This window comes from Paenibacillus lautus (genome assembly GCF_050482385.1).
Classification (GTDB): domain Bacteria; phylum Bacillota; class Bacilli; order Paenibacillales; family Paenibacillaceae; genus Paenibacillus_AQ; species Paenibacillus_AQ lautus_B.
The window spans coordinates 19956-34811 of the sequence record NZ_JBCNHV010000032.1 but is presented as its reverse complement, the minus strand read 5'-3'; the positions used below and the strand labels follow the sequence as shown (position 1 = coordinate 34811).

Annotated in this window: 13 protein-coding genes; 6 read left to right on the top strand and 7 right to left on the bottom strand. The window is 51.8% G+C overall.

Translation table 11 applies throughout. From position 1 onward, the window contains the following. Positions 1-282 precede the first annotated feature (282 nt). Entirely contained in the window at positions 283-1296 is a 1014-nt protein-coding gene (locus ABEW73_RS31900) for an NADP-dependent oxidoreductase (protein WP_430170357.1), read from the bottom strand. Positions 1297-1519: 223 nt separating this feature from the next. Beyond that, positions 1520-1780: a metal-sensitive transcriptional regulator gene (locus ABEW73_RS31895; RefSeq protein ID WP_076322276.1), complete on the bottom strand. Its 261-nt coding sequence runs from the start codon at positions 1778-1780 to the stop codon at positions 1520-1522. 342 nt (positions 1781-2122) lie between these two features. Here ABEW73_RS31895 and ABEW73_RS31890 point away from each other — a divergent pair, with 342 nt between their 5' ends. After that, positions 2123-3871 carry an alpha-glycosidase gene (locus tag ABEW73_RS31890; protein ID WP_430170359.1) on the top strand — a complete coding sequence of 583 codons (1749 nt, stop codon included), beginning with the start codon at positions 2123-2125 and terminating at the stop codon, positions 3869-3871. A gap of 65 nt (positions 3872-3936) precedes the next feature. Here the strand turns inward: ABEW73_RS31890 and ABEW73_RS31885 are convergent, their stop codons facing one another. The 3 genes from ABEW73_RS31885 to ABEW73_RS31875 all read right to left on the bottom strand — a co-directional run bounded on the left by ABEW73_RS31885 (position 3937) and on the right by ABEW73_RS31875 (position 8219). Beyond that, positions 3937-4812, bottom strand: a complete 876-nt coding sequence (locus ABEW73_RS31885) for a UbiA-like polyprenyltransferase (protein WP_430170361.1) — start codon at positions 4810-4812, stop codon at positions 3937-3939. A 21-nt stretch (positions 4813-4833) separates the two neighbouring features. Then, positions 4834-6132, bottom strand: a complete 1299-nt coding sequence (locus ABEW73_RS31880) for an aspartate aminotransferase family protein (protein WP_430170363.1) — start codon at positions 6130-6132, stop codon at positions 4834-4836. Positions 6133-6239: 107 nt separating this feature from the next. Further along, entirely contained in the window at positions 6240-8219 is a 1980-nt protein-coding gene (locus tag ABEW73_RS31875; protein WP_430170364.1) for a peptidase U32 family protein, read from the bottom strand. A gap of 221 nt (positions 8220-8440) precedes the next feature. Between ABEW73_RS31875 and ABEW73_RS31870 the strand changes: the two genes are divergently transcribed. Both ABEW73_RS31870 and ABEW73_RS31865 read left to right on the top strand, forming a co-directional pair. Continuing rightward, positions 8441-9190 carry an alpha/beta fold hydrolase gene (locus tag ABEW73_RS31870; RefSeq protein ID WP_430170366.1) on the top strand — a complete coding sequence of 250 codons (750 nt, stop codon included), beginning with the start codon at positions 8441-8443 and terminating at the stop codon, positions 9188-9190. A gap of 7 nt (positions 9191-9197) precedes the next feature. Continuing rightward, positions 9198-9782, top strand: coding sequence for a TetR/AcrR family transcriptional regulator (locus ABEW73_RS31865; protein ID WP_430170368.1), 585 nt, complete (start codon positions 9198-9200; stop codon positions 9780-9782). A gap of 93 nt (positions 9783-9875) precedes the next feature. Here the strand turns inward: ABEW73_RS31865 and ABEW73_RS31860 are convergent, their stop codons facing one another. Continuing rightward, positions 9876-10760: a DUF4362 domain-containing protein gene (locus ABEW73_RS31860; protein WP_430170370.1), complete on the bottom strand. Its 885-nt coding sequence runs from the start codon at positions 10758-10760 to the stop codon at positions 9876-9878. Between the two features lie 186 nt (positions 10761-10946). Between ABEW73_RS31860 and ABEW73_RS31855 the strand changes: the two genes are divergently transcribed. The 3 genes from ABEW73_RS31855 (at position 10947) to ABEW73_RS31845 (ending at position 14001) form a co-directional block, all read left to right on the top strand. Next, entirely contained in the window at positions 10947-11894 is a 948-nt protein-coding gene (locus ABEW73_RS31855; RefSeq protein ID WP_430170372.1) for an AraC family transcriptional regulator, read from the top strand. Between the two features lie 150 nt (positions 11895-12044). Further along, positions 12045-13127 (top strand): Gfo/Idh/MocA family protein, encoded by a 1083-nt coding sequence (locus ABEW73_RS31850; RefSeq protein WP_430170374.1) that lies wholly within the window; start codon positions 12045-12047, stop codon positions 13125-13127. A gap of 34 nt (positions 13128-13161) precedes the next feature. Further along, the gene (locus ABEW73_RS31845; protein ID WP_430170376.1) at positions 13162-14001 is read left to right on the top strand and encodes a hypothetical protein; all 840 of its coding nucleotides are present in this window, start codon (positions 13162-13164) and stop codon (positions 13999-14001) included. A gap of 120 nt (positions 14002-14121) precedes the next feature. On the opposite strand, the gene ABEW73_RS31840 is transcribed toward ABEW73_RS31845, so the two are convergent. Next, positions 14122-14856: an ABC transporter permease gene (locus tag ABEW73_RS31840; RefSeq protein WP_076322286.1), complete on the bottom strand. Its 735-nt coding sequence runs from the start codon at positions 14854-14856 to the stop codon at positions 14122-14124.

Below are 14856 nucleotides of genomic sequence, written 5' to 3'. Positions count from 1 at the left end.
ATGGTTAAAATCCGGGGACAGTATATGCTTCCGATGCGAGCTTTCCTTTGGAAAGCTTTCGGGCGACCTCTTCGTTTCTCCATAATAATTCCGCCTCCTCCGTTGATGTTCTTCTTTTTTTAGTTCAATCTATATAGTCATGAAACTTAGCAAGCGCAAAAAAGAGTGCCGATGTTCACGCTAAACCGGACGGCTTGTACCCGTTCGGCCGCGAAGCTCCCGTATGAGGAGCTTCACGAAGTCGTGAATACGACACTCTTTTATTTTATATAGATCACAAGACTAACTTTGCTCTTCGCTTACCTTCACCAGCTGTTTCCCGAGATTCTCCCCGGAGAAGAGCCCCAGAAACGCCTCAATGGTCTTCTCAAAACCGTCGACGATATGTTCGGCGTACTGAATTTTACCATCCCTCAGCCATTCGGCCAGCTCATGCAAGGCCTCACTGTAACGGCTGGCGTAGTCGCCGACTAGGAAGCCCTTCATCAGTGCCGTATTGGTCAGCAGCAGGCTCTGAATTCTCGGACCCGTATCGGGTTTCTCCAGGTTATAGAGTGCGATTTGGCCACAAATCGGGATCCGTGCATTTTTGTTGATAAGACGCATCACCGCATCGGAAACCTCACCGCCGACATTGTCAAAATAGACGTCCACCCCATTCGGGCAAGCTTCCGCTAAAGCCGATGCCAGATCTTCGGTCTGGTAATTGATCGCTGCATCAAACCCCAGCTCCTCCGTCAGGTACTTGGTTTTCTCGTCAGAACCGGCAATACCGATTACCCGGGTCCCTTTGATCTTGGCAATCTGCCCGACAATCATGCCAACGGCGCCTGCGGCACCCGATATCACCACCGTCTCGCCTTCCTTCGGCTGACCGATATCCAGCAGTCCGAAATAGGCAGTCAAACCGGTCATCCCCAGCACACCCAAGGCGGTCGATACGGGCGCCAGATCCGGGTTAACCTTACGCAGCGTCCCGGTCCGCACGGCGGCAAAGCGCTGCCAGCCCCATGTTCCTGCAACAAAATCGCCTTCCCGAAAGGTCGGATCCGTCGATTCCATGACCTGCCCTACTGCGCCTCCAGCGATAATCTGTCCTACCTCGTAGGGCTTCGCGTAACTTTTGGCATCGCTCATTCTGCCCCGCATATACGGATCCACCGACAAATATACGGTCCGTACCAGGACTTCTCCAGCTTGCGGAACGGGCAAAGGCTGCTCCTCAAATGTAAAATCCGACTCATCCGGCATGCCTTGCGGCCTTTTGGCTAGTATAATTTGTTCGTTCACAGACATCTGAGTACCCTCCTTTAAAAAAAACATCATCTTATCTTTACCCATTTTGTCCGTTCACAAATTCCCCAGCCCTTGCCAGACCCCTTAACGGCAGGTGATCCTTTCGTGTTCGGGTGCATGTTCAATTCAGAGGGACCCGCTAAATTCAAGCGGTTCCATCATGGGTCGGATACTCGAGGAGAGCGGTTCATTCATGCCCTCACCCTGCCTGCTATTCAAACGTTTACCTGCTCTTCACGAGCAGATTAACGGCATCCTGCACAAGCTTCTCCGTATCCTCGCCGTTCGCTTCGGCCTGCCGTACACAATCCACCAGGTTGGAGCTTACAACAACGCCAATGGTACGGTCGATCGCCGTACGCGAAGCGGATAATTGCGTAATAACCTCCCTGCAGTCCTTGTTCTCCTCCATCATCTTCAAGATGCCGCGAAGCTGTCCTTCAATCCGCTTGATCCGGTTTTTCATCTGATCGTCATATTGCATGTGACTGTCCTCCTATAATACGTATCTGCACTGTCAGGCTTATCCTTGTCCCTATATTATACAACAAACGCCCGCTCTTTCCTTACGACCTGCCCGCCGGCAGAATCCCGCTTGAAAATCGGCATCCTGCTGCTCGCTGCTGCATAGGATTAGCAACTTCGATATAGGGCTTGTATACGCCAAGAGCGCATGGTATATTTTTAAATAACGAATGAAATCATAGTCACCCAGATCCAAACCTCATAATTTAAAGGCAATGTTATCTTACAAAGGTACAACCTCGGCTATTCATAGTCCTGGCTGTGCCTTTTTTTAATTTCACGACTTAAGGAGGAATTATCGATGTTCTTGGAAGCCATCTATCACCGTCCGCGTAAAAACTGGTCCTATGCTTATAACGGTACGACCATCCATCTCAGAATCCGCACCAAAAAAGACGACCTTACCGAAGTGTACGCCCTCGCAGGCGACAAGTACCTGTGGGATCAAACGATGGAATATATTCCGATGACCAAGCTGTCCTCGGATGAAATGTTCGATTATTGGGAGTGCGAGGCAACCCCTCCGTACCGCCGCTTGAAATACGGCTTCCTGCTCCAGCAGGGCGACGAGAAACGCTGGATGACCGAATATGACTTCCTGACGGAGCCGCCGGCCAATCCGGACCGCCTGTTCGAATACCCGTTCATCAATCCGGATGACGTTTTCCACCCGCCTGCATGGGTCAAAGATGCGATCTTCTATCAAATCTTCCCGGAACGCTTCGCAAATGGGGATGCAAGTAATGATCCGGAAGGCGCTTTGCCTTGGGGCAGTGCCGAACCGACGCCGAAAAACTTCTTCGGCGGTGACCTTCAGGGTGTAATCGACCACCTGGATTATATTAGTGAGCTTGGGGTTAACGCGATTTATTTCACGCCGCTGTTCACGGCAACAACAAACCATAAATACGATACCGAGGATTATCTCGAAATCGATCCGCAGTTCGGCGACAAGGACACGCTGAAGAAACTCGTCGATCTGTGCCATGCGCGCGGAATCCGCGTCTTGCTGGATGCAGTCTTTAATCATTCCGGCAGAACGTTTGCGCCGTTCGTTGACGTGCAGAAGAACGGTATGAACTCCAAATATAAGGATTGGTTCTACGTTCGCTCCCTGCCGCTGGAAGTGGTGGATGGCATTCCAACTTACGATACCTTTGCTTTCGAGCCGCTGATGCCGAAGCTGAACACGGAGAACCCGGAAGTTCGGGCTTACTTGCTCAAGGCTGCCGAGTACTGGATCAAGGAAACGGGCATCGACGGTTGGCGCTTGGATGTAGCCAACGAGGTAGGGCACAGCTTCTGGCGCGAATTCCGTCAAGTCGTGAAAAAAGCCAACCCGGATGCTTACATCCTTGGCGAGGTATGGCATGAATCCTCCATCTGGCTGGAAGGCGACCAGTTTGACGCTGTCATGAACTACCCGTTCACGAATGCCGTACTGGACTTCTTCATCAATCGTACCGCCGATGCCGAGAAATTCTCCTTCATGCTTGGCAAGCAGCTTGCCGGTTACCCAAGACAAGCCAGTGAAGTGATGTTCAACCTGCTGGACAGCCATGACACTGCAAGACTGTTAACGCAAGCGAACGGCGACAAACGCCTGATGAAACTTGCCGCGATGTTCCAGTTCACATATTTCGGCACGCCTTGCATCTATTACGGCGACGAAATCGGCATGGACGGCGGGCACGATCCGGGCTGCCGCAAATGCATGGAATGGGACGAGTCCAAGCATGACAAGGACCTGTTCCATTTCTATCAAACGCTGATTAAGCTCCGCAAAGAGCATTCCGCTCTCCGTACGGGAACCTTCACATTCTTGAAGGCCGAGAAGAACAGCGGTAAAATCGCCTACCTGCGCGAGGACGACAACGAAACGATCCTCATTGCCGTCAACAACGACAAGGCGGGCAACACGATGAACGTCCCTGTGCTGGATCATCAGTGGACGAACCTGTGGAACGGCGAAAGCCTTAGCGCGAAGCAGGGCCAACTGACCGTGAAGCTGCCGGCCTATGGCTTTGCCATCTTAAAGGCCGGTCAATAAAAATCAAACTCCCTTTGAATGCCATATGGCCCGTGTATACGGGCCGGCAGTCGAAGGGAGTTTTTTTATCCGAGCAAAAATTGGTCAGCCAAAGTAAAAAGCAGAATTGTCAAACTAATCACCTGATTCAGGTTGTAGGATGCCAGATGCATCCGTCTGCGGCTGGAAGGCTTAATGATGCGATGTTCCACGGCAAGCAGCATGACGGAGACGACAATCCCCGTCAAGTAGAGCCAGCCCAAGCCTTGGATAAAGTAAAGGGAAACCAGCAGGATGACCATAATCCCGTGCAGCATTCTGGAAATGAGCAGTCCGCCCTCTAACCCAAACGCGCGGGGAATGCTCCACAAGCCGGTGCTGCGATCGAATTCGATATCCTGCGTGGCATAAATGATATCAAAGCCCGCAATCCACAGCATCACGACGGTACCGATGATAAACGGAATGAAGGCGAATTGGCCCGTTACGGCAAACCATGCCCCGATCGGAGCCGAAGCAATCGTGAAGCCCAGGTACAGATGGCACAACCAGGTAAAGCGCTTCGTGTACGAGTACGAGCAGATCAGTATAATCGCTGCCGGTGAGAGCCACAAGCAGAGCCGGTTCAGCATCCCTGCCGCGAGAATGAAGATGGCAAAGTTAACGATGACAAATGCGTACACTTCGCGAGGCAGCAGAAGCTTCCTCGGCATATGGCGGTTCGCCGTTCGCGGGTTCGCGGCGTCGAACTTCAAATCGGCGATACGGTTGAAGGCATTGGCCCCATTGCGTGCGGCAACCAGCGCAATCAACGACCACAGCATGACATGCCATGACGGTACGCCGCCCGCGGCCCAGATCATGGAAATGATCGCAAAGGGCAGCGAGAACAGCGTGTGGGAGAACATCACCAGTTCTCCGAACATTTTGGTCTTGTGAACGACTTTATTGATCATTTGCATCCGGATCCAACCTCATTCATTTTACGTTTGGGATAACCCAGCCAGCACCTTGTCCAAGGCGCTGAGCATGGCCTCGATATCTTCCTCCGGAATCATCATGGCCGGCTGGAACGCAAGCACGTTTCGGCCGATGCCATTTTTTCCAATAATGAATCCTTCTTCCTTCATGCGCTCCAGAATGATATCCGTCCATGCTGCGCTTTCCTCGTCGGTCGCTCCCCGGATTTCGGCCCCGGCCATAAAGCCCTTGCCTCGGACATCGGCGATAAGCTCATATCGTCCCTGCAGCTCCCTCAAACCTTCAATGAGCCGTCCGCCGATACGCAGAGAACGTTCGACCAAGCCTTCCTGCTCGATGTAATCCAATACGGCAAGCGCCGTGGCCGATGACACCGGGTTGCCACCGAAGGTCGAGGCGGAGGGTCGATTTAGACTGGCGGCAATCTCATCCGTCGTGGAGAAAGCGCCGATCGGCACGCCATTGCCTAGTGCCTTCGCCATGGTCAGAATGTCGGGCACGATGCCATAATGCTCGATCGCGAACATGCGTCCTGTACGGCCGCAGCCTGTCTGGATTTCATCGGCAATCAGGAGAATCCCGTGCACCTCCAGCATCGTCTTCAGCTCATGGAAATACCAATCCGGCGGTACGATCATTCCTCCGTTACCTTGGATCGGCTCTACGATCATCGCGGCGAAGGTGTCTCCTTTCGCAGCGAGCACACTCGCCAACACATCCAGGGAGCGGCGAGCGGCAGCATCCTGATCCATGGCAGGATCATAAGGACGCGGAATAAACGTAGTCACCTCCTGGTCCAGGAAATCATCGGCACGCCACATCGGGATGCCGGTCACATTCATGGTCAGGAAGGTGCGGCCATGAAGGCCATGTTCCAGCGCCAGAAAGTTGCGGCGTTTCGTGTGCAGACGCGCGACAAGCAGGGCGCCTTCATTCGCTTCGGAGCCGCTGTTCACGAAGAACGTTCGCTTTAGGTTGCCGGGCAAAACGCCGTTTGCCAACCGCTCCGCCAGATCCGTCATCGGCTGAGTCAGGTAAATGGTTGACGTATGCTGCAGCGTCTGCAGCTGTTCGATCGTTCTTGCAGTAATGGCTTCATTGCAGTGACCACAGGCGACAACCGACACCCCTGTGAAGAAGTCAACATACGCTTTGCCATCATGGCCGTAAAGTTTATGCATCTTGCCGCTGACGATCTGAGGCGGCTCTTTGTAGAAATTAGCCGTGCAAGGGTAGCCGTACTCCCGACGCTTTGCCACGATAGCTTCGGGACCGATATACGTCAGATCTGCATGCGTCATGGATATTCACCTCTTTGAATTGTTCTCGTTTCTCCCATGTTCCGTGAAAATATATCGAAATGATAGCCATATCGGGTCCATCTTCATACTCCGTTTCGAAGCTCATCTCATACTTCTGTCAGCTCAAGCTGCAAGGCATGGCCGAATTGGAGCGAACCCAGTGTATAACCGGCATAGATCGGTGTCATGTTTGCATACAGCCTGCTGCATGAATCCAGATTCAGGGCAGCTTGGCGATATATCCGCACCAGGCCGCGAAGCTGCTCCGTCGTATACGTCTTCCCTTCAATGCGGAAATGATTCACGCCAGCTTCGTGCAGCTCCTTCAAGAACGGCATGTTGCACAGCTCCTTCGCCAGTGCCAAGTGGTTACATCCTGCGGCATCCCGATATACGGGGTTTTCCCCTTTATCCGTAAGCAGTACGAGATGACGGTTATCCACGAACCGGTTATCCTCTTCAGCTATGGGCTCAAACTCTGCCGCATTGGTGTATAAGTCATGCTCCAGATACATGACGATGGGCGATCCGTGAACGATGATCTCGACAGGAATCTCCGGATGACGCAGCAATTTCGTCAAATCATGGAGCTGAAGCTCCAGGGACGGATTGATTCTGGATATGCCAAAATGCTTCTGGTAGAACGAAGCCGCCATATGGTTGTATATATTCAGGCTGAAATCGGCAATCATCGGCAGCCCTAGGGATTGAAACTTGTGCATGGCACCGATGTTGGATGCAAGCAAGCCATCCAGACCATAATGGTTATGCTCCTTGCCTGCACTGAGGAATTGATGATACTGCTCCATATGAAGCTCATTCATCATGCGGGGCATGCCAAGAATAATTTCGGCGTTCCCTTTATCCGCTGTCAAAGCTTCGATATCTTCACGGCCGAATGGAAGATCCGGTTGGAATACGTCACCTGTCAGATAGATGACGTTCGCCCCTTCTTCCATTGCCGCACGGGCCTGCTCTACCGTGTTAACATGCACCGTAATTTGCGGAATCGTCGTACCCGGCTGCTCACGCTTCGCATGACGAAGCGATTCCTTCACCTGAAGCACCCGTTCCTCCTTCATCTCGCGTTCCGCGGTAGGCGTGCTGAACACCTTCCCCGTACTGTAAAACTTGCCTGTTCCTTCATAACGGCGATTGATGAACTCCAGTCCCGGCTTGCCAAAGGCATAGGCTGTCGTAAAATCACGCTTCCGGTTTTTATGCAGCGTATCTGCCCCATCTTCGCGGTTAAAGCCCAGCGGATCCGCAATGTAACGATCGATGGCATCTCCGTAAGCATTAATGACCATCAGCAAAAATTCGGTATCTCTCATGCGTCCTTCAATTTTGAAGCTGGTAATGCCGGACTTGACCAGCTCCGGAATATGCTCGTACATATACATATCTTTTGCCGCAAGCGGATATTCGGTAGGATAGAGGTATCCGTCTTTTTTCACCCGATAATCCCAACGGCAAGGCTTCATGCATCGTCCCCGGTTGGAGCTGTTACCGAATAACATGGAGCTGTACAAGCAGTTAGCGCCATGAACGGTGCACATATCGCCGTGCACAAAGTACTCGAACTCCATTCCGCTCTTAGCGTGCAGCACCTCCGCCGTCTTCAGGTCCATCTCGCGGGAAGCCACGATACGGGAAACGCCCAATGCTTTGACGGCTTCAATCATCTCCAGATTGTGCACGTTCATCATGACCGAGGAGTGAACCGGAATATTCGTATAATTCATCTCTTGAATCAGGGGAAACACGGCCAGATCCTGCGCGATAATAGCATCCGGGCCCACCTCGTTCAAAAAGGCGAAGTAACGCTTCGCTTCCTCCAGGTCCTCTTCATCCATCAGGTTGTTCACTGTAATGTAGGCGCGTTTACCGCGCGCATGGGCCAATTGAACGGCTTCTCTGACTTCCTCATAACTTAAGTTATAACCCTTGCGCAACATACGCATATTTAGGGAGGGTCCCCCGAAATATACGGCATCGCAGTTTGCGTCAATGACGGTTTTGAATATCTCGAATGTTCCGGCAGGAGCCAACAGTTCCACTTCTTTACCGTTAAAATAACGAGCCATCGTCCGTTCCTCCTAATCCGCTAAGTTTATTTTTTTCGATTGTAACATAATTCACAATTAACATTAGTGAAATAATTCACAGCGGAATTCACAGTACGACCCCAGATCCGAAAAGCTTCTCAAGATTCGATTCGGATTTTATATTGACTGGTCGTTCATTCAATATTAAAATGGACTCAGCAAGCGCTGCAAATGATTGAAAATCGATTGGAGGTATTCTATTGGATCTGCACTACGAAGTTCACGGCAACGGTAAGCCTGTCGTTCTTGTTCACAGCGGTGGAGCGGATATACGGGATTGGAGCTATCTTGCCCCTCTCTTATCTGAGAACTTTCACGTGGTTGCCTTCGACGGCCGCGGAGCTGGACGCTCCCCCTCTCCCGCCCAGCCGCCAAACTATGTTGAAGATTTGTTATCTCTTCTTGATCATCTGAAGCTTCCTCAAGCCGCGATTGTCGGTCATTCCATGGGCGGACGGATTGCCACGGAGTTCGCAATCCATTATCCTGAAAGAGTATCGGAATTGATTGTTATTGCACCAGCCCTATCCGGCTTTCCTTATTCCGAGGAAATGCAAGCTTACATGCTACGGGTAAGCGCCGCTGCCCCTGATATCGAGAAAATGATCGAACTGTGCCTGGAGCCGCCTTCTTATGAAATTACAAGGAACCACGCCGAGCGGGAACTTATGGTCCACATGCTTCGCCACCATTTTGAACGTACATTTACCTGGGCTACCTTTGACTCGATTTGGCCAGAACCGCCTGCGATGGACCGATTACAAGATATCTCGGCCAAAACGCTGTTTATCATAGGAGATCATGAACTGCCTGATAACCAGCAGGTAGGAGAACAATTTCGGAGGGTTCCGAGCGTTCGCTTTGCCACTATTACGGGAGCGGATCACATGGTCACATTAACGCATCCGGAGGAGTTATCCCGCCATATCACCAAATTTGTGAAGGAATGAAGATTTCATGCCACGCACACCCAGCGAGAACGAACGCATACGCCAGATAGCAAAAGACAAAATTTTAGAAGCCGCCATGGATTTGTTTATCCATCAGGGCTACCATGCCACTTCCATTAGCGATGTAGCCAAGCAAGCCGGAATATCCAAAGGGCTGCTTTATAACTATTTTTCAGGCAAGGAAGGACTGCTGGCCGCCATGGTCGAGGAGCGAATTGCAGGCGTGGCCGAAGTCATAGAGAATGCCGCTTCACTCCAAGCACCTGCAGATCAGCTGAGATTTATTTTGGAGCAAGCCATCGACAACGTCTATCAGCAGCCGGAAGTATTCCGGTTTTACTTGCATCTTCAAACCCAGCCCGAAGCGGATCAAGAGTTGTTTCCCTACAGCAAGCGTCTTGTGGAAGAGGCTGCACGGCAGTTTGAGATTCAATGCCGCATATTCGAAGGCCTCGGAGTTCCCGAGCCGCGCAAGCGCTCCTTGTACTTCTCTTCTACCCTGCAGGGGATCATGCTGATGATATCCACGTATCCCCAGCACTTCCCCATTGAAGAAGTGAAGGAGCAGATGCTGCAAGAGTTTTGCCCATAACAAAAAAGAGCCGGGGGTTCACCTGTGTTTCAGGACGCCTCGGCTCTTTGCAACACGAAATTTGTTCTTCGCACGCGAAAAGGGATATGATCTTCAGTTATCTTGAATCACACGATCAAAGGGAAACAGCACATAGAAAGTCTCACTCTCTTGAGCATCCCCCTCACCGCAGCCGTTCAGACGATATTCGATTCCCTGTTCCGTCTGCTCCGCTACCAGTTCCTTGCAGAATTCGACGGATTTTATAGGCATGCCCATCGGGTCATGGGTCGTATCGAACCGATGCCGAAAGAACTCGCCCTGGTCACCATACTCCAAATCACTAAAAATGGGGCTGCCCTCTTTTGTATAGGTCGTCAGCTGTACAGAAGCGGGCTTTTTCTTCTTAACCTCCATCATGAATTTGTCCCATATCTCACGGTTGGCGATTCCGCCCAAGCTTAATACAACATCCCCATTGTCCATGGCCTGCTCAGGTGTATATCGCAATTGACCGATCGATTCTTTAAGCTGGGCTGTCGACTTTTCGGTCAGTTTATATCCTGTGCCGGTATCCGTTATATAGGTAAACATTCCACGTGTACTGTCGGATTCTAGCCACAGATGAATGGACGTGCTCTTCCCGTCAAGGTGGATCACCGCATCATAATCGGGCTCCCTTACATCCATGATGCCTGGCATCTTGATGGCTTTACGAATGGCCTCATCAAATCCCTCCACTTCCTCCACACTATCCAGCGTTCCGAAAATACTCGAGTTGACTTTGCCGAACGTTTGACCGCGGTGGATCGTCACATGATCTTGGGATTGGCTGCTATCCTCCTCCATAACGGAAGTTGTGCCTCGTCCCCCCATCTCGGAAGACTCCTTCACGTCACCATCCTTCCCGGAGCCGCAGCTTGCCAGCAGCACCACCATCATCAGCCCTAGCAGAACAAGACCCTTATTTGTCAGCTTGAATGTCCTCAAGGTCTTCATCACAACATCACCTCTAACCTACAGACGTTTGCCGATGTCCATTTGTTACCAGGTCTCGTCATTTTTTCACTCTGCCCTAAACGCCTTGAATTCGATTAACTTTTTCAATTTTCCTCTTCCTTCATGCCCTTAATCAGTTATGCTGTTAATAACAGGATCGACATGCACGTGAGGAGGTAAAGAACGATGGCTATTCACTGGCTGGCACCAGATATCGCCGAATGTACCCGAAGAGGAATCGCCTACTTTACATCGGAGCTGGAAATGATGAATGGCCTGCCCTGCAAAATGTACCGGATTACCGAAAAGTTCGGGAGTTTATCCGACCATATGCACGATTATCTTCAGATCTGGTATGTCAGCAAAGGCGAATTCATCCATACGCTCTATGGTCAAAAATACCGGATGGTCCAAGGTAATATATTCGTGCTTCCTCCCTATAGCGTCCATCGCGTGGAGATGATACCGGGCAAAGAGCTGGAGGTGCTGGGGTGCGAATTCATGCCGGCCTTCATTAATGAACGACTAAATGAGACGCCGACCGAACCGCAGCTGTTCGACCTTGCCTTCATCAACTCATTTGTTACGACCGAGGATAACGTCCCGCTCAAAATTACCTTGACCGGCAGCAGCGACCTGGCCGTGAAGGAGCTCCTAACCGAAATGCTGGCCGAGTACGGAAGCCGGGGTCCATTCTTTGATATTTTGCTAAAAGCCAATCTGCTGAAGCTGCTGGCGATCGTGAACCGCGAGCATGCCGAGCAGGGAAAGCATCCATCGATCACCGCAGGCAGCGACCAGTACCGAGAGCCCATCCTGGAATCCGTTCAGTATATTCATGACCATTTCGACCAGCCCCTATGGCTGGAGGATCTGTGTGCCCGGACGATGATGTCCCGGACTAATTTTTGCCGCCGATTCAAGGAGGTTACAGGCCGGACCTTCAGCCAATACTTGGCCAACTACCGGATACGGATGGCCATGCGGCTGCTCACGGAGCCTGAACTCACGGTAACCGATGTATGCTTCAAGGTCGGGTTTAACGAGCTTCCCTACTTCTGCCGCATTTTTAAGAAATATACGGGAACGACTCCCGCATACTATAAAAAGAATGCTTTTAAAACCGTGGACTAACACCCCGGTACGATAATCCAATAAATAAACACGATAGTGAAATCGAAGCGAGCGATCCCATGCTATACTCGGGGCAAGCAAGAACGAAGAATCAAGTGTCAGGCTCATGTAATCCCTGCATCATCAATCCACGATTTTGGAGGAGAACCGATGAACAAAATTACAATTGCCGTGATTGGCTGCGGCACGATTGCGAACAGTGCCCATATCCCCGCCTACATGGCCAACGAAGACGCCGAGATCAAATACTTTTGCGATATCGTGAAGGACTGGGCCGAAACCGCCGTCGCCAAATACGAATGCGGTCAAGCCATTGAGGACTACCAACAAATTCTGAATGATCCCGAGGTCGATGCCGTATCCATCTGTACGCCGAATGACGTCCATGCCTCCATCGCCATCGATTGTTTACGGGCAGGCAAGCATGTATTATGCGAAAAGCCGGCAGCCCGGACCTACGCGGAAGCACTGGAAATGCAAAAGGTTCAGCACGAAACGGGCAAGACGCTGAATATCGGGGTGGTCAACCGCTACAATGAAAGCGTAAACAGAATCAGAAAAATGATCCAAAACGGCGATCTCGGCGAGCTGTATCACGTATATGCCAGCTTCCGTTCCCATCGCTCGATCCCGGGACTTGGCGGCGCCTTCACGACCAAAGCCATCGCTGGCGGCGGCGCGCTGATCGATTGGGGCGTTCACTTCCTCGATGTCGTGATGTACTGTACGGGCGATCCGAAACCGAAGACCGTCTCCGGGCAGGCCTACTGCAAGCTGGGCAAAGATATGGAGAATTACACCTTCCTCAACATGTGGGCAGGTCCGCCGAAATATGACGGCACGTATGACGTCGATGACTTTGTCACGGCTCTCGTCCGCACGGAAGGCCCAACCATTTCCCTGAATGGCGCATGGGCGCAAAATATCGGTGCCGAAGAAATGTTCATCGACTTCCTCGGCAACAAAGGCGGCATCCGGCTGAAGTACGGCGCGGACTTCACCTTCTATACCACGGAGGACGGCGCATTGATCGAAACCACGCCGAAATTCAATCTCGGCAGCATGTTCCAGAACGAAATCGACGGATTCATCCGCTGCATTCAAACCGGGGAGAAGCAGCCTTCGCATATCGATACGGTCATCCTCTCCTCCCAGATCATCCAGGCGATTTACGACTCGTCCGACCAAGGCGCAGAAGTTTCGCTGCAGCCCGTTGCCCAGAACAGCCTTTAACCTATAGTTCGAACGCCAGGGAGGATCATTAATCATGAAAAAAATCGGATTCATCGACCTGCATCTGGACCAATTCCATGCGAATAAATATCCTGGCTGGATTGAACAGGCTACGGAAAGTGCCATGAAGGTCGTGTACGCCTACGGCAAAAGAGACAAAGAGAACGGGCTCACGAACGAAGCCTGGAGCAAGGAGAATGGAATTGAGCTGCTGCCCACGATCGAAGACGTGGTGGAGCGCAGCGATTACCTGATCGTGCTGTCCCCGGATAACCCGGAATTCCATGAGGAGCTATCCCAGCTTCCGCTGCAATCCGGCAAGCCAACTTATATTGATAAAACGTTCGCGCCTGACCGATACACGGCTATCCGCCTGTTTGATCTGGCGGCAAAACACGGAACGCCGATGTATTCAACGTCCGCCCTTCGCTTTGCGAGCGAATATACGGAGCTGGACCGGAGCGACATCCAAACCATCAGCAGCTGGGGCCCCGGCGGATTCGCCAATTACTCGATCCATCAGATCGAGCCGATCGTCAGCCTGATGGGGGCCAGCCCAAAGAGGGTGATGTACATCGGAACACCTGACTCCCCCGCCCTGCTGATCGATTTTGGTGATGGACGTCAAGCCACGCTGAATCATCTTGGGGAGAACTGCCCGTTTACCCTAGGCATAAAGAATGACGCCGGGAGCTTCAAGCAAGTCACCGCCAATTCGAATTTCTTTGCCTTGTTCATTGAGAATCTGGTGAACTTCTTCGAATCGGGCAAGCCCGCCGTCAACCCGGCAGAAACGGTCGCCGTCATCACGATTATCGAGTATGGATTGACGGCCGCTGACACCCCTTATGTGTGGGTGGATTTGCCTCAATAGCGAAACCAAGGGTTCGTTACACATAGAAATATATATAAAGAGCTGCTCCAACAGGCCGTAAAGGCCAGGGGCAGCTCTTTTTCATGAAACCAAGCCAACTGGAAATTCAGTTCTGAAGAGTTACACTTCTTTCCGCTGAAAATAAATGAAGCCCGCAAGAAAGAACAGGAGAAACCCGCCAACCACGACGGTCATGAGGCTCTCAAACGGCAGGTTGAATGCACCGAAATCGGCTTGACCTGCTGGCATCATCGCAAGAAACGGCTGTGTCCATGGATAGTAAGGGGCATACGTCTGCGAGTTGGCCACCAGCATGTTCGGTATGGTAAAAACCACATTCAATGCCAGCGGAGCGGCAAAGCTGCTCCAGGCTGTGGAGACTCCAAGCTGCAGCGCGGCCAGCGGCAAACAGGCAACCCATCCGCCCAGCACGCAGCGCAGCAGCATTTCCCACGGAATCGGTGTTTCCACCTTATGGATCAAACCGGCTCCCAGGACGGCTCCCATGAACAGTAACTGCACCACGGCAAGCAGCATGGCCACCACCGAGAACTTCGCAAAATAGACGGCACCGCGTGAAACCGGCAGGACGAGCAGCTGCTTCCACCCCCCGCCCGTATGCTCATACCGACACACCATGGCACTAAAGATCCCCGTCAGAATCGGGAGCAGCAGCATCGCATGCAGGATGATCATAATACTGATCAAATGCTCCCATGGTGCCAGCTCCTCAGGCTTTCCATTTAATATGCCCACCAGCATGACCAGGATCGCGCATAGGAAAATCTGCGGCCACAATTTGGATTTTGACAGCTTAAGCCACTCTGCGGACACGGCTCTTATACAGGATGCCAT

Excerpts from the sequence above, each read along its gene's own strand:
- ABEW73_RS31900 (WP_430170357.1), bottom strand. The coding sequence starts at position 1,296 with ATGTCTGTGAACGAACAAATTATACTAGCCAAAAGGCCGCAAGGCATG.
- ABEW73_RS31895 (WP_076322276.1), bottom strand. The coding sequence starts at position 1,780 with ATGCAATATGACGATCAGATGAAAAACCGGATCAAGCGGATTGAAGGA.
- ABEW73_RS31890 (WP_430170359.1), top strand. The coding sequence starts at position 2,123 with ATGTTCTTGGAAGCCATCTATCACCGTCCGCGTAAAAACTGGTCCTAT.
- ABEW73_RS31885 (WP_430170361.1), bottom strand. The coding sequence starts at position 4,812 with ATGCAAATGATCAATAAAGTCGTTCACAAGACCAAAATGTTCGGAGAA.
- ABEW73_RS31880 (WP_430170363.1), bottom strand. The coding sequence starts at position 6,132 with ATGACGCATGCAGATCTGACGTATATCGGTCCCGAAGCTATCGTGGCA.
- ABEW73_RS31875 (WP_430170364.1), bottom strand. The coding sequence starts at position 8,219 with ATGGCTCGTTATTTTAACGGTAAAGAAGTGGAACTGTTGGCTCCTGCC.
- ABEW73_RS31865 (WP_430170368.1), top strand. The coding sequence starts at position 9,198 with ATGCCACGCACACCCAGCGAGAACGAACGCATACGCCAGATAGCAAAA.
- ABEW73_RS31860 (WP_430170370.1), bottom strand. The coding sequence starts at position 10,760 with ATGAAGACCTTGAGGACATTCAAGCTGACAAATAAGGGTCTTGTTCTG.
- ABEW73_RS31855 (WP_430170372.1), top strand. The coding sequence starts at position 10,947 with ATGGCTATTCACTGGCTGGCACCAGATATCGCCGAATGTACCCGAAGA.
- ABEW73_RS31850 (WP_430170374.1), top strand. The coding sequence starts at position 12,045 with ATGAACAAAATTACAATTGCCGTGATTGGCTGCGGCACGATTGCGAAC.
- ABEW73_RS31845 (WP_430170376.1), top strand. The coding sequence starts at position 13,162 with ATGAAAAAAATCGGATTCATCGACCTGCATCTGGACCAATTCCATGCG.
- ABEW73_RS31840 (WP_076322286.1), bottom strand. The coding sequence starts at position 14,856 with ATGGCATCCTGTATAAGAGCCGTGTCCGCAGAGTGGCTTAAGCTGTCA.